Below are 19,522 nucleotides of genomic sequence, written 5' to 3'. Positions count from 1 at the left end.
TTACCGATGCTACAGAGCGCCCGGAGCCTCCGCAATAGGCCGTTGGGAATATGCGAAACGCGATTTCGCAAACTTGACGCCCCCATGGCAGCGACGCAATGTCGCGCCGTCAACCGGTTGTTGTCCCTGGTCGGGGAAGATCCGCCGAAACCATGCAAGACGGCGGGAGCCCTGACCTCGGAATGGCGATTGACGGCAGCTTGACGGCCCTTCCCGCACCGAGCCCGGTCCCGGCCACGGCGCTCGCCCTGGTGCTGGTCGCGGTGGTGGCGCAGGGGCTGACCGGCCAGACCCTTTGGCTCATCCCGGCGGGCCTCGCCCTTGCGCTCTATGCGGCCTGGGAATGGCCCGGCATCCGCGCCATGCCCCGCCTGCTCATCGGCATCGGCGTGTTGACCGTCGTGGCGGCCGTGATCAGCCGCGGCAACGCCCAGCCGGCGGTCGAGGCCGTCGGCCGCGCCGCGTTCTTCTCGGCCTTTCCGGTCGCCATGGCGCTGCTGCGCGAGGCCGCCGTGACCTCGCCGCTGATGCTGCGGGCGAGCCGCTACCTGGTCAACCAGCCGCCCGGCCGGCGCTACTGGGCGCTGACCTGGGGCGGCCATCTCATCGGATTGCTGCTGAGCTTCGGCGCGCTGACCCTGCTGACCACCATGATCAAGCAGTCGAACACCACGACCGACGCGCGCGTCCACGACATTCGCGAGCGGCGCATGGTGACCGCCGTCATGCGCGGCTTCATCACCATGCCCCTGTGGTCGCCGACCTCGATCGCGCTGATCGCCATCCTGCAATCGAACCCGGCCTTGCACTGGATCGACGTCGCCCCGGTCGGCCTGGCGCTCGCCTCCGCCTTCATCGTGCTCGGCTGGGTGGTCGACCGCGTGCAGTTCCGGCCGCGCACGACCTTGGCGGCGGAGACCGATCCCGGCCCCTGGACGGCGGTTCTCGGCCTCGGCCTGCTCATCCTCGGCCTGACCGTGCTCTGTGTCGGCACCGCCTGGCTGATCGGCTCGAGCCTGCAGCTCGCCACCATGCTGGTGATCCCGCTCTATACTTTCGCCTGGGCTTCGGTGCAGTGGCGAGGCCGCGGCGTACGCGGGCTCAAGGCCGTCGTCGGCGCGGTCGACCGGATCGCCGGAGCCGCCCGTCGCAGCTTCCCTGCGGCGCGCAACGAGACCGTGCTGTTCGCCGCCTCCGGCCTCATCAGCGCCGCCGCGCTCGACCTGATCCCGGCCGGCGCCGCACCCTGGCTGGTCGGCCAGTTCGCCGGCCATTCCGGGCTGTTCCTCGTCGTTCTGCTCTGGCTGGTCGTCGGCCTCGCCCTTGTCGGCCTCACTCCGATGGTGACGGTCGCGCTGTTCGCCTCCGCGCTCGGCCAGGCGAGCCTGCCAGGCCTCGAACCGATCCGCGTCGCCGTGGCGCTCGCCGGCGGCTGGGCCCTGTCGGTCGGCGTCGCGCCCCTGAGCAATTCCGTGCTGATGGTCGCGCCGCTGATCGAGCGGTCGCCGATGGAGGTCGGCCCGCGCTGGAACGGCGTGTTCAGCGTCATCGCGCTCGGCCTGCTCAGCCTGGGGCTGGTGCTGTCATAGCGGCTCAACCGGCGCCGGCCGCAAGCGTCTTGCGCATGGTGACCGAGGTCGGGCGGTCGTAACCGGGATGCGCGGTCTCGCCCGTCCTGACGAAACCCATGCGGCTGAAAGCAGCGTGATTGCCCGTCAGTTCAATGCGCGTCTGCAGCTGGATCGCCGGCTTTCCGGCCGCTATCGCCAGCCCCTCGGCATGGCGCACCAGCGCCCGGCCGATCCCGCGGCCTTGCTGGTCGGGCGCGACGGCTAGCTTGCCGAGATAGAGATGGTCATGCCTCTCGGCGAGGAAGGCGCAGCCGACGATGCGGTCGCCGTCATAGACGATCAATCCGGTCTCGGCCCGGGCCTTGGCGCGCAATTCCTCAACGGTAAGCCGCAGCCCGGATGCCGGAGGATCGACGACGCCCTCCATAGAGGCGAAGGCCTCGTGGATGAGCGCCTTCAGCTCATCGAAGCGGTCGAAATCCGGATCGATCGGGTGAACCGGCGCGGCAGGCGGCATGGTCGTTCTCTCCTGTTGCGCCGGCGAAGCGTGGCCTCCCGGCGCGTGCCGGCGTCAACGCGCGCCGCCGCAAAATCGACCGCGTCGCTCTCTAAGCCGGTGCCCAAGGATGACTGTTTCGATGCGCGGAGCACAAGTCGCGCCGTGCCGTAGCTTGAGAGTTCCACCGTGCCCTCACCTGCCGACCAGATCATAGAACTCTACGAGCATCACGCGCTGGACTGGGATCGAGGCCGCGGACGCGGCTTGCTCGAAGCCGCCTGGCTCGACCGCTTTCTCGCGGCCCTGCCCGCGACACCCGCCGCCATCCTCGACATCGGCTGCGGTGCCGCCGAACCCATGGCGCGCTACTGCATCGAGAAGGGCCACCGCGTCACGGGCATCGACGCTTCGCCGTCCTTGATCGAGATGTGCCGGAGCCGCTTCCCGGACCATGACTGGCTGACGTCGGATATGCGCGCCATGGCACTCGGCCGGCGCTTCCACGGTTTGCTCGCCTGGGACAGCTTCTTTCACCTCGCTTATGACGACCAGCGCCGCATGTTCCCAGTGTTCCGGGCTCACGCCGCCGAAAACGCGGCGCTGATGTTCACCAGCGGCCCGGCCCATGGCGAGGCTATCGGTTCGTTCCAAGGCAAGCCGCTCTATCACGGCAGCCTGGACCCTGCCGAATACCGGCAATTGCTCGACGACAACGGCTTCGATGTCGTCACGCATGTCGCCGAGGATCCGACCTGCGGCGGCCATACGATCTGGCTCGCCCGGCTTCGATAGGGGCCCAGGCAGCGCTCAACCGTTCTGGAGCTGGCGCAGGAAATTCCGGGCGTCGCGAGCAAGCTCCGGATCATCGCCAATGGCGAGCCGCACGATCATCGGCATCATCGCCTCGGACGGCTCGACGCTGGCCGTCATGAATGCGAGTCGCCCCTGGCCCATGGCGATCAACTGCCTGACCGCATCCGGATCGGCGCGGAAGAATTCTCGAACGTGCGTCGACCATGGGAACGCATTGGGCGCACTACGCCGCGCCTCCGGATCCGTTCTGCAGATCTCCAGGGCCCAGGCGCGAAAATCGAACCCGAGCTTCTCCATTCGCCCCTTCACGTCCGGGCCCGGTCCGAATGGCCTGCGATTTTCTTCGAAGCTACCCAATCCATCAATGAAACCGCAGGCAACGTTTCCAAGGCTCGCCTCCTGGCGTGCAATCAGCTCGAAAGCATCGGCCAATGAGGGAACGCCCTTGTTTTCCTCTGCATCCGGCGCCTCGATGGCGTCGGCGATCTTGATCCCGAAGAATCTGGCCGCGTTCGCGCGCACCATTTCATGACGGTGTTCCAGCAGCCTGGTCAGTTCCGGCCCCCGCTCGGCCCAGCCCCAAAGCCACTGCGGGTCGAAGCGGTAATGAAGCCCGAATGCCTCGTCGATTCCGTCGGTCCAGCCCTCGTCGCGCCTGCCGACGACTTCCAGGTGCTTGCCGACGGTCTTCAGCACCGAACCGACCACATTGCCGGTTATGGCCGCCCCATGAAGGATCTCATCGACGTGGTAATCCTCGGCTTCCGATCCGAGCCACGTGAGATAAGGGCCGAGCAGCCGTTCCAGATCATCCCGTGCCAGCGGGAAGTCGAAATCCTCCGGCAAGTAATGAAAAGTGGACTCGATGCGTGCGGCGATGCTCGTTCGAACCCACTGCTCCGCGTCATGGACCGAAGGTCGTGCAAGACCACGCGGCGGCGTGTAGGTCATGTACCGCCCCAGGATCTGGTACACAGCGGACAATCGCTGGGCATCGCCGATCTGACCTGGATAGGGCATTTTGCGAATGAGGGTGACAAGCCCTCCAAAATCGCCCGCCAGATCAGGCGATACCCAGCGCGCCGCGAGCGCCCCCAGGGCTGCCATGAAATCTGGCGCGGCATCGCTCACTGGCCCACCCCTTCCCATGCTTGCAGGTCGAAAGACAGGCCATGGCGAAGTGGAGCATAACGGCGCACCACCCTCGAGAAGCGGGCCGCCGACGACGGCGGGACCCGAGACTTCACCGTCTCAAGCCTTGCCGCATCTCGAAGAGGAATAAAATCCGGTAAAGACCCGAATGGGTCCGTCGCCACGAGCCGGCACCGCCGATGCGGACGCCGCCCCGCGGCAAGCCGTTCGCCCGGCCTTCGCGCCGCGCTGCGGGCCGCGCGAAGGCATCGGTTGAGCCGGCCCGCGGCCGGCTCAGACCGCGAGGTCCGCGCGGCCGTTGCTCAGCACCACGAGATTGCGCTCTTCCACCAGGCAGCGGAACGACACGACTGGGCCGTCGCGCCAGATCTCGGTGCGGATCGTCTCGCCCGGATAGACCGGCGCGGTGAAACGGACCCGGAGCTTGCGCAGGAGATCCGGTTGATAGTTGCAGACCGCCTTGAGCAGCGCGTGGCCGGCGACCCCGAAGGTGCAGAGCCCGTGCAGGATCGGCCGGTCGAAGCCGCCGGCGCGCGCCACTTTCGGATCGGCATGCAGCGGGTTGTAGTCGCCCGACAGGCGGTAGATCAGGGCGGCCTGCGGCAGGGTCGCAAGGCTGACCGTCTGGTCCGGTGCCCGCTCGGGCAGGACATGGGGGGCCGTGACCGGCCCCGAGGGCCCGCCGAAGCCGCCGTCGCCGCGCAGGAACGAGGTCGACGACAGGCGGGTCAGGAGCTTGCCGCTCGCCTTGTCGACGATGTCGCGCTCGCTGATGACGAGCGCGCCCTTGTCCTTGCCCTTGTCAATGACATCGACCACCCGGGTGCGGCCGATCACCGTGCCCGCGGCGGGCAGCGGCTTGAACACCTCCAGCTCCTGCTCGCCATGCAGCAGGCGCTTCCAGTCGACGCCGGTCGCCGGGTCGCTCAGCCAGAAGCCGGGATAGCCGAGCACCACCGACATGGTCGGCAGGGCCTTCAGCCCGCCCTCGTAGACGAAGGGCAGCTGCGCCTCGTCCAGCGGATCGGCGCCGAGGCCGACACCCAGCGCGTAGAGCATGGTGTCGCGCTCGCTATAGGTCTGTTCGACATCCTTGAACGGCCAGTTCAACAGCTGTTCGCGATCGATCGGCATGCTTGCTCCCTTGTCTTGTGATTGGCGTCGGCGCCTGCCCGGGCCGGCCGGTCGCGCCCTTCACCAAGCTAAGACATGCGGAATTGATTTCTGCAATACGAAATGCGAATGTGGCCAATGAGACAATGGGCGGACTTGTGGCATGGCGTCGAAGTCAATAGATCTCGCGGCGAGATCTGTCTGAAACGACGGTCTCGCCATCGATCCACGGCAATTTCGCTCATGGCGACATGAGGCTTCGCATGACCATCCGGACGCCCAGGCACCGCGCCAACATGAGGAAGAACTGAGATGCCGCGCCCAAGCTCCAAGCCGCGCTCCCCGTCTCCGGCCAAAGCGCTGGCCCAGGCGCCGGCCAAAGATCGGGCCCAGGATCGGGCGAAAGCCAAGGATCGGGTGAAGGCCAAGGCTCCCGCCAAGGAAAAGCCGGCCGCGCGCGCCGCGCAGGCCGCCAAGGCCGGCCCCAAGGCCAAGGTCGTCCAGGCCGTGCCGGCGCTTGCCGAGGTCGCCGCCGCGCCGGCGCGCGCCGCCTCGCGCCACGCCATCCGGCGGCCGCGCGCCCGTGCCGAGGACGACCTCGACGGACCGGAAACCGGCGACCGCCAGTTCGTCACCGCGCTCGCCCGCGGCCTCGACGTGCTCGCCGCGTTCCGGCGCGGCGAAGGCCGCCTCGGCAACCAGGAACTGGCGGAGCGCACCGGCCTGCCCAAGCCGACCATTTCGCGCATCACCCACACCCTGACCCAGCTCGGCTATCTCAACTACAACCAGCGGCTCAGCCAGTACGAACTCGGCGGCGCCACCCTGTCGCTCGGTTATGCCGCACTCTCCAATCTCGACGTCCGGCGCGTCGCCCGCCCCTTCATGCAGGAGCTCGCCAACGCGACCAACCTGACCGCGGCCCTGGCGCTGCGCGACAAGCTGATGATGCTGAATATCGAGACCTGCGAAGGTCAGGCGCTGGTCGGCCTCAGGCTATCGCCCGGCGCGCGCATGCCGATCGCCAATACCGCCATGGGCCGGGCCTATCTCGCCGTGGTGAGCGAGGGCGAACGCGCCGCCATCTTCGAGGACCTGCGCGGCCAGTTCGGCGATGAATGGCCGAGCATGCGCCGCTCGATCGAGCGCAGCATCAAGGAGATCGAGGACCGGGGCTTCTGCATCTCGATCGGCGGGCAGAAGGACATCAATGGCGCCGCGGCCGCGATCCCGATCCCCGACGGCCGTGGCTTCTACGCGCTCAGCATCGGCGGGCCGGCCTATCTCGCCTCGCCCGAATATATCACCGCGGAAGTCGGCCCGATGGTCGCCGATGCCGCGCGCAAGATCATCGCCCTGCTCGGCGGCGACATGACGGCCCGCAGCCCGCGCAAATAGGACACGAGCCGGCCCGGAACCAGGGGCCGGTCCCCGGCCGGCCTTGATGGCCAGCCGGGCTCCATGCACCGCTACAGCTGCAGGAAGCTCTCGAAACCGCCGAAGATCGCGCGTTTGCCGTCGAACGGCGCGTTCGTCATGCTCTCCTTCAGGCGCGGATCGGCCATCACCTTGGCCATGATCTCGTCGCGCCTGGCGCGCGTTTCGTAGACGACCCAGGAAAACACCACCACTTCGTCGTCCTTGGCCTGCACCGCGCGCGGGAACGACGTCAGTTGGCCATAGGGAACGTCGTCGCCGATGCATTCGACATAGGCGAGTGCGCCATGTTCCTTCCAGACCTTGCCGGCCAGGCGCGCCAGCTCCTTATAGCTCTCGATATTCTGCTTCGGCACGGGAACCACGAAACCATCGACATAGGGCATGCACGTCTCCTCTGGTTGGCACTGGCCAGAGGACGAACGGGCGGGAGGTGAACCGACAGGGTGGACGAGATTTTTTTGGGGCGGCTGGTTTCAGGCAACCACGCGACTTCGAAAAGCGCTGCGAAATCAACCCTCTCCCAAAGGGAGAGGGTCAATTCCGCCCTGTCCTGCCCCCTACACCGCCCGCTTGGCGTCGCGCCAATAGGGTTCGCGCAGCACCCGCTTGAAGATCTTGCCGGAATCCTCGCGCGGCAGCTCGTCGCGGAACTCGATCAGCCGCGGCACCTTGTAGTCGGCGATCCGTTCCTTGAGATAGGCCCGCACCGCATCGACGGCGACCGTGCCCGCCTCCAAGGGCTGCACCAGCGCCATCAGCGCCTCGCCATATTCGGCATCGGGCACCCCGAACACCGCGCAGTCGCGCACCCCGGGCATGGCGGCGAGCGCCGCCTCGATCTCCGCCGGATAGACATTGACCCCGCCGACAATGACCATGTCGCGCTTGCGGTCGCAAATGTAGAGAAAGCCGTCCTCGTCGAAATAGCCGACGTCGCCGCAGGTGATCAGCCCGTCCCGATCGATCTCGCGGCGCTTCTCATCCTGGTTGTGATAGGTGAACTCGGGATAATAGTGGATGCGCATGAAGATTTCGCCGGTCTCGCCGGTCTTCGCCACCCGCCCGTCATCGGTGATCACCTCGACCGTGGTCTCGTCGATCGCCTTGCCGACCGTACCGCGATGGGCGAGCCATTCGTCTGCCGTGCAATAGACCGCCGGCCCGGATTCGGTGCCGCCGTAGAACTCGTGAACGATCGGACCGAACCAGTCGATCATGGCATCCTTGACATCGGGCGGGCATGGCGAGCCGGCATGGATGATGAAGCGCATCGACGAGATGTCGTAGCGGGCCCTGACCGCCGCCGGCAGCTTGGTGAGCCGCACGAACATGGTCGGCACCATGAACATGTGGGTCAGCCGCTCGCGCTCGATGGTCTCGAGCAATTGCTCGGGATCGAAGCGCGGCAAGAGGATCACCAGCCCACCCTGGCGCACGGCGTTCATCGAATAGCTGTTGGGCGCGGAATGGTACATCGGCGCGCTCATCGCGGTACGCATGCCCGGCTCCAGGCCGTAGACCAGCGTGCGCATGGCGATGACCTTGGCGGCCTGTTCGGGAGTCGGCAACTGGCGCCGGACGGCCTTGGGCCGCCCCGTCGTGCCCGAGGTATAGATCATGCTCTCGCTCGAGCGTGTTGGCTGCGCCAGCGCCGGATCCTGCGCCGTCAGCCATTGCTCCCAGCGCTCGACGCCATCGGGCATGGCGGCCCTGGCCGGCGCGATGCGATAGGCCTCGATGATCTCGGGCGGCGTCTCGACCACCAGTACCTTCACGCCGGCGGACACGCCGCTCGCGATCTCGGCCAGCAGGTCGGCATGGACGACCAGCACGCGCGCGGCGCTGTCGTCCAGGATGTGGCGCACCTCCTCGGCCTTGAAATGCCAGTTGATCGGCACCGCGTAGGCGCCGAGCCGCTGGGCCGCGCTGGTCGCTTCGATGAAGGCGAAATCGTTGCGCAGCATCAGCGCGACTGTATCGCCCGCGCCGATCCCGAGGCCTGCGAAACCGACGGCCGCGCGGCGCACCCGCTCGTCGAGTTCGGCAACCGGCACGTGACGGTCGCCGCTGACCAGGCCTGTCCTCAGTTTCATGACGCTCCCCCTGCCCGTCAGTTCACTTGCCGGTCGCGGCCGGCCCAGAACGGCGCCCGCAACACGGCCTTGTTGATCTTGTTGACGCTCGACAGCGGCAGAGGATCGCGCTGCACGTCGACACTGCGCGGGCATTTATAGGCCGCGATCAGCTCGCGGCAGTGGCGCATCACCGACGCCGCGTCGACCTCCTTGCCGGCGCGCGGCACGACGATGGCATGCACCGCCTCGCCCCATTTGGCGTCGGGAATGCCGATGACGGCGCATTGCGCCACCGCCGGATGCCGGCAAATGGCATTCTCGACCTCGGTCGAATAGACGTTCTCGCCACCCGAGACGATCATGTCCTTGGTCCGGTCGACGACATAGAGAAAACCATCCTCGTCGAAATAGCCGGCATCGCCGGTATGCATCCAGCCGCCGCGCAGCGCGATGGCGGTCAGTTCGGGCTGGCGCCAATATCCCTTCATGACGGTCGGCCCGCGCGCCACGATCTCGCCGACCTTGCCGACCGGCAAGGAATTGTCGGCCTCGTCGACCACTCTCACCTCGACGCCGGGCACGGCACGGCCGGCCGAGCGCAGCCGCTTGGTATCGCCGTCGAGCCGATGCTCCTCCGGCGGCAGGAAGGTCGCCATCGGCGACAGCTCGGTCATGCCGTAGGACTGGGCGAAGGCGACGCCGGGAAAGCGCGCCAGACCCTCGCGCAGCAGCGCTTCCGGCATGGGCGAGGCGCCATAGGTGATGCGGTTGAGGCTCGACAGGTCGTAGCTGTCGAAATCGGGCATTTGCAGGATCATGCCGAGCATGGTCGGCACGAAGGTGGCGGTGGTGATGCGCTCGCGCTGGATGATCTGCAGTGCGTCCTCCGGCGTGAAGCGCGGCGCCACCACGTGGCGTCCACCGGCAATGGTGGTGGCGAACACCCGGCCGCCGGCGGCGAGGTGGAACAAGGGCCCGGCATGCAGGTGCACCAGGGTTTCGTCGAAACCGGTCAGCGTCAGGGTGTTCCGGGCATTGGCGATCAGGTTGGCATGGCTGAGCATCACGCCCTTGGCCCGGCCGGTGGTGCCGCCGGTATAAAACAGGCAGGCGACGTCGTCGCCGCCGCGCCCGGCATCGGCCATGGGGATCGCCGCGGCCAGCGCCGCCTCATAGCCGATCATGCCCGCCGGCGCCGGATCGTCGCCAGCGTAGATGACATGGCGGAACGACGGCGCGGCGGCCGTCAGCGGGCCGGCCTGGGCCGTGAAACTCTCGTCGACGATCAGCACGACCGGTTCGGAATCGCGCGCCTGCTCGATGATTTCGGGTAGCGCCAGCCGGGTGTTCAAGGGCACCATGATGCCGCCGGCCCAGAGCGCGGCGTAGTAATATTCGATATAGCGATGGCTGCTGTTGGCGAGCATCGCCACCCGGTCGCCGGCGCCGACCCCGCTGTCGCGCAGCACCGCGGCCAGCCGGCTCACCCGGTCCTCGAACTGCCGCCAGCTATAGCGCTTGTCGCCGAAGACCAGGGCAGTCTCGTCGGCGCGCTGCCGGCCGCCATGCGTTAGCCACTGCGTCAGACCCATGATTGGCGCATCTCCCGAACCTATTGTTTTGATTGAGGCCATGATTTCACAGGCCCCTTCGTACCGCAATGCGAAATCGAATTTTGCAATTATGGCCTTTCGACCGATGGACAGTGTGGCGGACATCGGTGACGATGCAAAATCGATTTCTGCATATGGAGATTGCCGTGGACGCGGTGGTGGTCGAAAAGCGCGGCGCGGTGGCGCTCGTCCGGCTCAATCAGCCTGAAACGATGAATGCGATCAGTCCCGACATCAAAGCCGGCCTGAGCGCCCATATCCCGGCGCTGACCGCCGATCCCGCGGTGCGCTGCCTGGTCATTACCGGCACCGGCAACGCCTTTTGCGCCGGCGGCGACCTGCGCAACATGACCGACCGGCGCGCCCCCTCGGTGTTCGCCCGCATGCAGCAGAGCTATGCCTGGGTCGAGCAGCTCGTCACCGGCAAGACGCCTGTCATCGCCGCGGTCAACGGGGCCGCGGCCGGCGCCGGCTTTTCGCTCGCCATGCTGTGCGATCTGGTGCTGGTTTCGGAAGAAGCCTCGTTTCGCGCCGGCTTCCCCAATATCGGCGCCGCGCCCGATCTCGGCCTTGCCTTCACCTTGCCGCGGGTGATCGGCATGCAGCGGGCGCGCGAACTGCTGCTGACCAATCGCCGCGTCACGGCGGCAGAGGCCGTGACGCTCGGGCTCGCCCTGCGCAGCGTTCCCCCGGCCGGCCTGCGCGACGAGGCCATGGCGATGGCCGAACAGATCGCCGCCGGCCCCGCCCTCTCGCTCGGCCTGACCAAGATGCTGCTCAACGAGGCCATGGGCCCGACCTTCCCGGCTTTCCTGGAAAAGGAAGCCATGGCCCAGGCCATTGCCTTCGGCGGCACCGAATTCGCCGAGGGTGTCCAGGCGTTCCTGGAGAAACGAAAACCGAATTTCGCAGCGATCTGACAGAGGGCCCGCAGAGGCCCCTGCCGTCCATGGGAGGACTGATCCGTGATTCTGACGACCCGTCGAACCGCTCTCAAGATGAGCGCCGCCGCGGCCCTGGTGCCGTTGGCCGCGCCCGCCGTCCGGGCCCAGGGGCCGGCCGTGCGCATCGGTCTGATCCAGCCGATGAGCGGACCGCTCTCGGCCTATGGCCAGGAAACCCAGCCGGTGGTCGAGATGATCGCCGGCAATATCAACGCGGCCGGCGGCATCAAGAGCCTCGGCGGCGCGAAACTTGAGGTCGTGCTGGCCGACAATAGCGGCTCGCCGGCGCGCGCCGCCAACGAAGCCCGCCGGCTGGTCACCCAGGAGAAGGTGGCGATCCTGGCCGGCGCCATCATCACCCATGAGGCGCTTGCCGTCAGCCCGGCGCTCGACGAGCTGAAAGTGCCGATGATCTCGTTCGTCTCGGGCACCAGCCGCTCGCCCTATTTGTTCTCTTTCGGCCTGCCTTATGACCGCGGTTATGCTGAGACCATGGTGCAGTTCCTGGAAGCCTTGCGCAAAGACCACGGCGCCAAGACGCAGCGCGTGGTCACCGCCTCGTCGAACTACGAGGCCGGCCAGCAGATTACCGGCTTCCTCACCGCCAAGCTGAAAGCCCGTGGCTTCGAAGTGGTCGGCGACGTGCCGCTCGACACGAAGGCGCAGGATCTCGGCGCCGCCATGCTGAAGATCCGCTCACTCCGGCCCGACGTGGTGGTCGGCCTGCAGACCCAGCGCGAATTGCTGCTGTTGCAGCGCGCCCGCTTCGACCTGCAATATTTCGACGGCATCTTCGTCAGCAATCTCGGCGTGTCGGATCCCTCGGTCTGGACCGATCTCGGGCCGGACATCGCCGCCAGGGTGCTGCCCCGCAACACGTTCGGCCTGGCGCTTTATGCGCCCAGCCTGAAGATCGAGGCGCTGACCGCGATCGCCGACCAGGCGAAGCAGTTGCCGCGCCTGAAACACGGTCTCGGCCAGTTCTCGATCTTCGCCGCCCAGGCCATGCTGGTGATCAAGGAGACGCTGGAAAAGGCGGCTTCCGTCGATCCGCAGAAGCTGACGGATACGCTCGGACAACTCGAACTGCCCTATGGCCATCCCGCCATGATCCTGCCGCGCGCCGGCGGCGTCGCCTTCGCCGAGGACCGGCTCGCCCGCGACGCCTCGACCCTGGTGGTGCAATGGGATGCCGACAAGGTCCTGCAGGTGGTTCACCCCGCGCAATTCGCCACGCGCGCGCCCGTCGTCACCGCGCGCTGATCACAGAGCGACGCTCGAGGAGATGAAGAGATGACACGTCGCTTCACGCGCCGGACCCTGCTGCATGCAGCCACCGGGGCCTCGCTGGCGTTTGTCGCCGCGCCGGCCATCCGCGCCCAGCCGCGGCCGATCAAGATCGGCATGCTCCAGCCGATGAGCGGCGGCATGTCCACGGCCGGCAAGCAGGGCCAACCGGCCTTCGAACATGTGGTCAGGCTGATCAATGCCTCCGGCGGCATCAGGAAGTTCGGCGGCGCCCCCGTCGAACTGGTGCTGGCCGATGACGCCACCCAGCCGGGGCGCACCGCGACCGAGGCCCGCCGCCTGATCACCCAGGAGCGCGTGGCCGTGCTGTCGGGGCTGCTGCACACCCCGGCGAGCCTGGCGCTCGCGCCGGTCGTCGACGAACTGAAGGTTCCGGCGCTCTCGATCGGAGCCGGTGTGATCAAAGCGAACTACCAGTATTCGCTCGGCCTGCCGTTCGAGCGTGGCTACGCCCAGCCGACGGCCGATTTCATCGCCTATCTGAACCGCGACCGCGGCTTCGCCATGAAGACTGCGGTCATGGCCTTCTCCAATTACGAAGCCGGCCAACAGATCAATACGATGCTCAAACCGCGGCTGAAGGAGATCGGCGTCGAAATCCTCGATGAGGTCGCCCTCGACACCCGCGGCCAGGACCATACGGCCGCCATGCTGCGCATCCGCGCCAAGCGCCCGGACCTGGTGATCGGCTTCATCCTGCCGCGTGACGGCGTGCTGCTGCAGCAGGCCCGTCACAGCCTCGCCTATCACGACCCGGTCTTCTTCTCGCCCGGCTATGGCGATATCAGCTTCTGGCACGACCTCAGTCCCGAGGTCGGTCAGGCCGTGCTGACCCGCAACCTGTTCGCCCTCGTCAGCATCAGCCCCGACACCAAGATCCCGGCGCTCCAGGCTCTGATCGCCGATCTCGGCCGCCAGCCGCAGGTTCAGATGACCTCCTTGGCCCTGCTCGCCGCCCAGGCCGCGCGGGTGATGCAGGTCGCGCTCGAGGCGGCGGAGGCACCGGAGCCCGAGGCGATCCACCAGGCCTTGGCGCGTGTTCATCTGCAGCCCGGCGACCCGCACCTCTACCTGGCAAGCCCTGACGGCATCCGCTTCGGCGCCGACCGTATGATGACCACGCCCTATAGCGTGATGGTCCAATGGCGTCCCGACCAGGGCCAGGACGTCGTCTACCCCGCGGCCTTCGCCGGCGCCACGCCCAGGCCACGCGCGGCACGCTGAACCGACAGCCCCTTTCGCGGAGATCCGCCATGACCATCCTGACCCGCCGCCTGCTCCTGAAGACCGCGACCGGTGCCACCGCCGCGGCCTTGGCCGCGCCCGCCATCCGCGCCCAGCCGCGGCCGATCCGCATCGGCATGATCCAGCCGATGAGCGGCGCCCTGTCCAATTACGGCCTGCAGGGCCAGCCGGCGCTCGACTATGTCGTCGGCCAGATCAATACGGCGGGCGGCATCAAGAAGTTCGGCGGCGCGCCGATCGAGCTTGTGCTGGCCGATGACGCCAGCCAGCCCGGGCGCAGCGCGACCGAGGCGCGCCGGCTGATCACCCAGGAGCGCGTCGCCCTGCTGATGGGCACGATCACCACGCCGCAGAGCCTGGCGCTCGCCCCTGTTATCGACGAGCTGAAAATGCCGACCATCGCTATCTGGGCCGGCACGGCGCGCGCCAATTACCTCTATTCGCTCGGGCTGGCCTTCGACCGCGGTTATGCCCAGCCGATCGCCGATTTCGCCGCCTATCTGAACCGCGAGCGCGACTACAAGATCAAGACCGCGGTCATGGCCTTTTCCAATTACGAGGCCGGCCAGCAGGTCAATAATTTCCTCAAGCCCCGCCTGAAGGCCCATGGCATCGAGGTGATCGACGAGGTACCGCTCGACACCCGCGCGCAGGACCTGACGCCGGCCATGGTGCGCATCCGCTCGCGCAAGCCCGATCTGGTCGCCGGCCTGATCCTGCCGCGCGACGGCGTGCTGCTGCAGCAGGCCCGCCACAGCCTGGCGGTCCACGAACCGATATTCCTGTCGCCCGGTTATGGCGACATCAGCTTCTGGCACGACCTCGGCAGCGCCATTGGCGACACCGTGCTGACCCGCAACCTGTTCGCCCTGGTCGGCGTCTCCACCGGGGCCCGCCTGCCGGCGCTCAGGCGCCTGGTCGCCGACATCCAGCGCCAGCCGAACCTGCACCTGAGCACGGCGGCGCTGCAGACCGCCCAGGCCGGCCGCGTGCTGGAAGCCGTGCTGGAAACCGCCGATGCGCCCGAACCCGCCGCCATCTACCAGGCGCTCGCCAGATTCCACCTGCCGCGCGGCGACGCCAATCTCTATCTCGCCTGCCCTGACGGCATGCGTTTCGGCGAGGACCGCATGCTGACCCAGAGCTATGGCGTCATCGCCCAGTGGCGCGCCGACAAGGGCCAGGACGTCGTCTACCCCACCGATTTCGCCGGCGCCGAGGCGCGCGCCCGGACGGCTTGAGCCCGGGCGGGTTCGGCCCGACCACATGCATCCGAGCGATCCCGCGGACCGCCGCCGGCTTCACCACAAGATCACATGAGAAAGACCCGTGCCATGAACCCGACCCGCAGACAGGCCGCCGCCCTCATTTCCGGAGCCATTGGCGGCCTCGCCTCGCTCCGCGGAGCGCGCGCGCAGACACCCGGGGTGGTCAGGATCGGGGTGATCCAGCCGTTGTCGGGCGCGACCTCGGCCTATGGCCAGGAAACCCAGCCGGTCATCGAATATCTCGTTCAGAAGATCAACGCGGCCGGTGGCATCAAGAGCCTCGGCGGCGCCAGGATCGAAATCGTGCTGGCCGATTCCACCGGCCAGCCGGCGCGCGCGGCGGCCGAGGCCTTGCGCCTGATCACCCAGGAAAACGTCTCGCTCCTGACCGGCTTCGTGCTGACCTCGGAGGCGCTGGCCATCGGCCCGGTGCTGGATGCGCATCAATGCCCGATGCTCACCTTCATGGCCTCGGAAAGCGCCTCGCCCTACCTGTTCTCGCTCGGCCTGCACAATGACCGCGGCTATGTCCAATCGATGAAGGGCTTCATCGACTTCATCGGCGGCAAGCGCGGCCGCAAGATCAATTCCATCGTCACCGCCTCGTCGAACTACGAAGCTGGTCAGAAATTCACCCGGCTGGCCACCGAGCGGCTGAAGGAGGCCGGTTATACGATCGCCGGCGACGTGCCGCTCGACCTCAGGGCGCAGGACCATACCGCGGCCATGCTGAAGATCCGCTCGCTCCGGCCCGATGCGGTCATCGGCTTCAACACCCAGGGCGACATCGTCAAGCTGCACCGGGCGCGCTACGACACCCAGTATCGCGGCGCCATCTTCATCGGCAGCACCGGCGCCGCCGATCCCTCGCTCTGGCACGAGCTCGGCCGCGACATCGCCGCCGACGTGCTGACCCGCGACTATTACAGCCTGGCTCTGTTCGCCCCGGGCCTGCCCGGCCCGACCAACGCGTTCATCGACGACGTCGTGCGCAATGCCCAATTGAAGCGCTCCTTCGGCCAGTTCTCGATGTTCGCCGCGCAATCCGCGCTGGTCATCAAGGAAGCCCTGGAGGCGGCCGGCTCCACCGACCGCGCGCGCATCGCGAGCGCGATCCAGGCCATCAACCTGCCCTTCGGCCATCCGGCGATGATCATGCCGCGGCAGAACGGCCTCGCCTTCGCCGAGGACCGGCTGACCCGGGATTCCTCCGCCCTCATGGTCCAGTGGACCCGCGATGCGACACTCCAGGTGGTCTATCCCGAGGCCTTCGTGAAGGCCCCGTGATCGCGTCCCGTGATCGCGTCCCATGGCCAAAGCCTTATGACCAAAGCCCTATGACCGGGGGCAGCGCCGCCGGCATAGGATGAGGCGTGGCGAGGGGAGGTCGCGATGACCCGTGAGACGACGACCGGCGGCGGGCCGCATCCGACGCCCGACGTGATGCTCGAGCAGTTGCTCAAGGCACGTTTCAGCTGCCGCGCCTTCCGGCCGGAGCCGGTGCCGCGCGCCACCATCCGGCGCATTCTCGACATTGCCCAGCGCACGGCCACCTGGTGCAACACCCAGCCCTGGCAGGTGACCGTCACCATGCCGCCGGCGACCGAGCGGCTGCGCGCCGCGCTCTATCGCCGGGCAACCGAGGATGCGCCCAGCGGGTCGGACCTGCCCTGGCCACGCGAATATCGCGGCGTCTATCTCGAGCGCCGCCGCGAGACCGGCTTCGCGCTCTATGAGGCGCTCGGCATCGGCCGAACCGACATGGAAGCGCGGCAGCGCCAGGTTCTGGAGAATTTCCGCCTGTTCGGCGCGCCGCATCTGGCGCTGATCACCTCGGACGAAGCGCTCGGCACCTATGGCGCGCTCGACTGCGGCGCCTATGTCGCCAATTTCCTCGCCGCCGCCCAGGCCTGCGACATCGGCGCCATCGCCCAGGCCGCGCTCGCCCACCATTCCGAGTTCCTGCGCGGCCATTTCGGCATAACCGACGATCGCCTGGTGGTCTGCGGCATCTCCTTCGGCTTCGCCGACGAGACCCACCCGGTCAACGGCTTCCGCACCAGCCGGGCGGCGGTGGAAGAGGCGGTGAGGTTCGTGGAGGAATAGGGCTGGCGGCCCTGAGAGAGGCCCGCTCAACCGCCAAACGCACCGAGAACCCTGTCCGTCGCGACCGCTCGACGCCTTCGCTCCGACCACCATTTTTCTTGCGCGCAAAAAATAAACCGCGGCGGCGGCCTAATATTTTCGTGAGCGAGCGCCATATGAGAAGTGAATCCACACGGTTCACCCAAGGTGTCATTCCGTGACGATCCGAACGACAAGCGAGACTTACACGTTTACGAAGCCGTTCAAACTGAGCAACGTCGACGAAATTCAGCCCTCAGGCCAGTATATCGTCGACACGGATGAAGAATTGATCGAGGGGATATCGCGGCTCGCTTATCGGCGCGTCGCCACCCGGCTGCGCCTTCCGGCGATCGCGGCATCGCAGGCGACAGCCCAACATGTCGCCATCGACCGCGCCGACTTCGACCGGGCCTTTCTGAGGGATACCGACGAAACCATCTGACTGCCGCCCGTCACGGCGACCTGTCCATGAAGGGACCACCGATGGCCATTTCCTTCCCCAATACCAGTCGCAGTTTCGATGCGGCGCGACGCAGCATCTCGTTCTGGGGTTATGATTCCACCTTCGAATTCACGTTTCATATTGGCGAGGATGCGCTGCGCAGCCTCAATCCGGACATTCGCGGCGACGAATCCTCGATGCTCGGCGTGTTCGACGCCAATCGCGGCCGCATCCAGGCGGCGGCGGGCGTGGCCTATGGCCGCGGCCGCCAGAGCTCCTATCGGCTCGCCGCCTCAGACATCTGACATCTGACTTCACGCAAACCGGAGAACGGCCATGGCCAGAGGCGACAAAAAGGGCAATCGCGAAGCCAAGAAACCGAAGAAGCCGAAGGCCGCCGAGCCGGTGGCCGTGAGCAGCTTCGCGGCGGTGCAGAAGAAGGCGATGGAGACCGCCAACGCCCGCAAGAAGTAATCCCCGACGAGCGCGCGGGCCGCGGCCTTCGCTGCGGCCCCGCCGGCCGGTCGATCATGCCTCGTTGAACGGCGGCGGCAAGGTGCCGGCCTTGAAGATGATGCTCGGCTCGTCGTCGTAATCCCCCATTTCGGCGTCGCCCGACGTGGTGAAGGCGACGACCCCCAGCCGAAGCGGCGCCAGCCGTTCGGCAGCTCTCAGCGCCGCCTCCGCCGACCGGCAGGGGATCGGGGTTTCGGCTTTCAGCGCCCCCCTCTTGCTGGCATGATATGCTTGGACGACGTGGATCGTCTCGCGGGCCATTGGCTTCCTGACTGAATGATCGACGGGATGAACGGCGGTGCGAAATGCTTCGCCGTCTTTCAAAGCTCGCCTGCGTGCAAAGGCCCGAACGGCCCGCTCACTCCGGCGCGCGGTCGTCGTTGTCATGGCCCTGGGCGGCCAGGAGCCGATCGAAATCGGCATAGAGCGACTTGATCAGAAGCTGGCGTCGGGGATCTTCGGCCGCCAGCGTCTCGGCGAACAGCCCGATCAGATAACGCGCCTTCTCGGCCGCCTCCGGCCAGCCGCCGGCAGGGGCCGCGGCGAGCGACTTCTCGAGCGCCGCCTGGCGCCCGCGCAAGGCGGCCTGGTCATTCTCCACCTCGATCCGCAATCGGCGCAATTCGGTCGCCTTTTGCGCCGCCATGCCACGACGCCCGTCGAGATCCGTCGTCTTTTCAACCATCGCGAAACCGCCATCTGTCCGGAGCCGATCGGGGACGGCCTACCCTGGCGCCGCCGATCCGGCAGCGGCCGGCTACCGCGCCGAGCGCGTCGCAACCGCCATCAGATTATCGCCAAACCTGCCTCTATGGAATGTAATTCTCGACAATATTGTGCCGCCACTGTCGATCGTCCACCAAATTTCTCGATCGGATTTCCGCGAAAAAATCTTGAGGCCCGCTAAAAAAGGCGCCGAAAAACCAAATCGGTCGCACCGAATATATTTTGTCACTCCTATCATTGGAGTGCCAAAGGCTCTATATTGACGAAACAGGTTCTCGTGCCCAACCAGAAAGAACCGGCGCGACATTCCGCCCACATGCCCCAGGGTCGTGCCCATGCCGCGACGGCCAGGTCTGGATCCAGGGGTGGGATCAGCTCCCGGATGTGGCGAAGGAGATGCATGGGCGCCTTGGAGATGCTTGGGCACCTTGAAGATGCTTGGGCACCTTGAAGATGTTTGGGCGCCTTGGATCATCGGCGTCCTGAACGACGCCCGGTCCCTGCATCCCGAGCGGCCGCGGCGCGCATCTCGCGCGCCGGCGAGACCGTTCCCACGGAGACATGTCCGACCCGTCAATTCCGATCGGTCGCCAACGGCTTTTCGACCATGGCCGGGTCCGACACCCTGATCATGGCCCGCACGATCCAGGCCAGCCGATCGCTGGCACCT

General features: G+C 67.0%; 20 protein-coding genes. 12 read left to right on the top strand and 8 right to left on the bottom strand.

Going from position 1 to position 19,522, the window contains the following annotated elements; translation table 11 throughout:
• Positions 1-200: 200 nt before the first annotated feature.
• Positions 201-1,589, top strand: coding sequence for a hypothetical protein (locus AC07WJ_RS11065; protein WP_494934615.1), 1,389 nt, complete (start codon positions 201-203; stop codon positions 1,587-1,589).
• A gap of 4 nt (positions 1,590-1,593) precedes the next feature.
• On the opposite strand, the gene AC07WJ_RS11060 is transcribed toward AC07WJ_RS11065, so the two are convergent.
• Complete coding sequence (locus tag AC07WJ_RS11060; RefSeq protein WP_494934614.1) at positions 1,594-2,088, bottom strand: GNAT family N-acetyltransferase; 495 nt, start codon at positions 2,086-2,088, stop codon at positions 1,594-1,596.
• A 168-nt stretch (positions 2,089-2,256) separates the two neighbouring features.
• On the opposite strand from AC07WJ_RS11060, the gene AC07WJ_RS11055 reads away from it, so the two are divergent.
• The gene (locus AC07WJ_RS11055; RefSeq protein ID WP_494934613.1) at positions 2,257-2,862 is read left to right on the top strand and encodes a class I SAM-dependent methyltransferase; all 606 of its coding nucleotides are present in this window, start codon (positions 2,257-2,259) and stop codon (positions 2,860-2,862) included.
• A gap of 15 nt (positions 2,863-2,877) precedes the next feature.
• Here AC07WJ_RS11055 and AC07WJ_RS11050 read toward each other — a convergent pair whose 3' ends face one another.
• Together AC07WJ_RS11050 and AC07WJ_RS11045 are read right to left on the bottom strand one after the other, a co-directional pair.
• Positions 2,878-4,014: a hypothetical protein gene (locus AC07WJ_RS11050; RefSeq protein ID WP_494934612.1), complete on the bottom strand. Its 1,137-nt coding sequence runs from the start codon at positions 4,012-4,014 to the stop codon at positions 2,878-2,880.
• A 294-nt stretch (positions 4,015-4,308) separates the two neighbouring features.
• Positions 4,309-5,169, bottom strand: coding sequence for a MaoC/PaaZ C-terminal domain-containing protein (locus AC07WJ_RS11045; RefSeq protein WP_494934611.1), 861 nt, complete (start codon positions 5,167-5,169; stop codon positions 4,309-4,311).
• 291 nt (positions 5,170-5,460) lie between these two features.
• Between AC07WJ_RS11045 and AC07WJ_RS11040 the strand changes: the two genes are divergently transcribed.
• Positions 5,461-6,546, top strand: coding sequence for an IclR family transcriptional regulator (locus AC07WJ_RS11040; protein WP_494934610.1), 1,086 nt, complete (start codon positions 5,461-5,463; stop codon positions 6,544-6,546).
• 71 nt (positions 6,547-6,617) lie between these two features.
• Here the strand turns inward: AC07WJ_RS11040 and AC07WJ_RS11035 are convergent, their stop codons facing one another.
• From AC07WJ_RS11035 to AC07WJ_RS11025, 3 genes are all read right to left on the bottom strand, one after another.
• Positions 6,618-6,971, bottom strand: a complete 354-nt coding sequence (locus AC07WJ_RS11035; protein ID WP_494934609.1) for a DUF1428 domain-containing protein — start codon at positions 6,969-6,971, stop codon at positions 6,618-6,620.
• A 174-nt stretch (positions 6,972-7,145) separates the two neighbouring features.
• Positions 7,146-8,681, bottom strand: coding sequence for an acyl-CoA synthetase (locus AC07WJ_RS11030; RefSeq protein ID WP_494934608.1), 1,536 nt, complete (start codon positions 8,679-8,681; stop codon positions 7,146-7,148).
• A gap of 17 nt (positions 8,682-8,698) precedes the next feature.
• Positions 8,699-10,255, bottom strand: coding sequence for a long-chain-fatty-acid--CoA ligase (locus AC07WJ_RS11025; RefSeq protein ID WP_494934607.1), 1,557 nt, complete (start codon positions 10,253-10,255; stop codon positions 8,699-8,701).
• A gap of 155 nt (positions 10,256-10,410) precedes the next feature.
• On the opposite strand from AC07WJ_RS11025, the gene AC07WJ_RS11020 reads away from it, so the two are divergent.
• From AC07WJ_RS11020 to AC07WJ_RS10980, 9 genes are all read left to right on the top strand, one after another.
• Positions 10,411-11,196, top strand: a complete 786-nt coding sequence (locus tag AC07WJ_RS11020) for an enoyl-CoA hydratase/isomerase family protein (protein WP_494934606.1) — start codon at positions 10,411-10,413, stop codon at positions 11,194-11,196.
• A gap of 45 nt (positions 11,197-11,241) precedes the next feature.
• Positions 11,242-12,483 carry an ABC transporter substrate-binding protein gene (locus tag AC07WJ_RS11015; RefSeq protein ID WP_494934605.1) on the top strand — a complete coding sequence of 414 codons (1,242 nt, stop codon included), beginning with the start codon at positions 11,242-11,244 and terminating at the stop codon, positions 12,481-12,483.
• 30 nt (positions 12,484-12,513) lie between these two features.
• Positions 12,514-13,752, top strand: a complete 1,239-nt coding sequence (locus AC07WJ_RS11010; protein ID WP_494934604.1) for an ABC transporter substrate-binding protein — start codon at positions 12,514-12,516, stop codon at positions 13,750-13,752.
• A 29-nt stretch (positions 13,753-13,781) separates the two neighbouring features.
• Positions 13,782-15,014: an ABC transporter substrate-binding protein gene (locus AC07WJ_RS11005; protein ID WP_494934603.1), complete on the top strand. Its 1,233-nt coding sequence runs from the start codon at positions 13,782-13,784 to the stop codon at positions 15,012-15,014.
• 75 nt (positions 15,015-15,089) lie between these two features.
• Complete coding sequence (locus AC07WJ_RS11000) at positions 15,090-16,328, top strand: ABC transporter substrate-binding protein (RefSeq protein WP_494934602.1); 1,239 nt, start codon at positions 15,090-15,092, stop codon at positions 16,326-16,328.
• Between the two features lie 105 nt (positions 16,329-16,433).
• Positions 16,434-17,147, top strand: a complete 714-nt coding sequence (locus AC07WJ_RS10995) for a nitroreductase (protein WP_494934601.1) — start codon at positions 16,434-16,436, stop codon at positions 17,145-17,147.
• 196 nt (positions 17,148-17,343) lie between these two features.
• Positions 17,344-17,610: a hypothetical protein gene (locus AC07WJ_RS10990; protein WP_494934600.1), complete on the top strand. Its 267-nt coding sequence runs from the start codon at positions 17,344-17,346 to the stop codon at positions 17,608-17,610.
• 41 nt (positions 17,611-17,651) lie between these two features.
• Positions 17,652-17,915, top strand: coding sequence for a DUF1488 family protein (locus AC07WJ_RS10985; protein ID WP_494934599.1), 264 nt, complete (start codon positions 17,652-17,654; stop codon positions 17,913-17,915).
• A 31-nt stretch (positions 17,916-17,946) separates the two neighbouring features.
• On the top strand, positions 17,947-18,084 hold the full coding sequence (locus AC07WJ_RS10980; RefSeq protein WP_494934598.1) for a hypothetical protein: 138 nt from the start codon (positions 17,947-17,949) through the stop codon (positions 18,082-18,084).
• 54 nt (positions 18,085-18,138) lie between these two features.
• Here the strand turns inward: AC07WJ_RS10980 and AC07WJ_RS10975 are convergent, their stop codons facing one another.
• Both AC07WJ_RS10975 and AC07WJ_RS10970 read right to left on the bottom strand, forming a co-directional pair.
• Complete coding sequence (locus AC07WJ_RS10975; RefSeq protein ID WP_494934597.1) at positions 18,139-18,387, bottom strand: hypothetical protein; 249 nt, start codon at positions 18,385-18,387, stop codon at positions 18,139-18,141.
• 97 nt (positions 18,388-18,484) lie between these two features.
• Positions 18,485-18,811, bottom strand: a complete 327-nt coding sequence (locus AC07WJ_RS10970; RefSeq protein WP_494934596.1) for a hypothetical protein — start codon at positions 18,809-18,811, stop codon at positions 18,485-18,487.
• Between the last annotated feature and the right edge of the window lie 711 nt (positions 18,812-19,522).

The sequence above is a fragment of the Phreatobacter sp. GW821-FHT04C01 genome (assembly GCF_059420385.1).
Note: the sequence above shows the minus strand (reverse complement) of the source record. Positions and strands in the feature narration are given on the sequence as shown.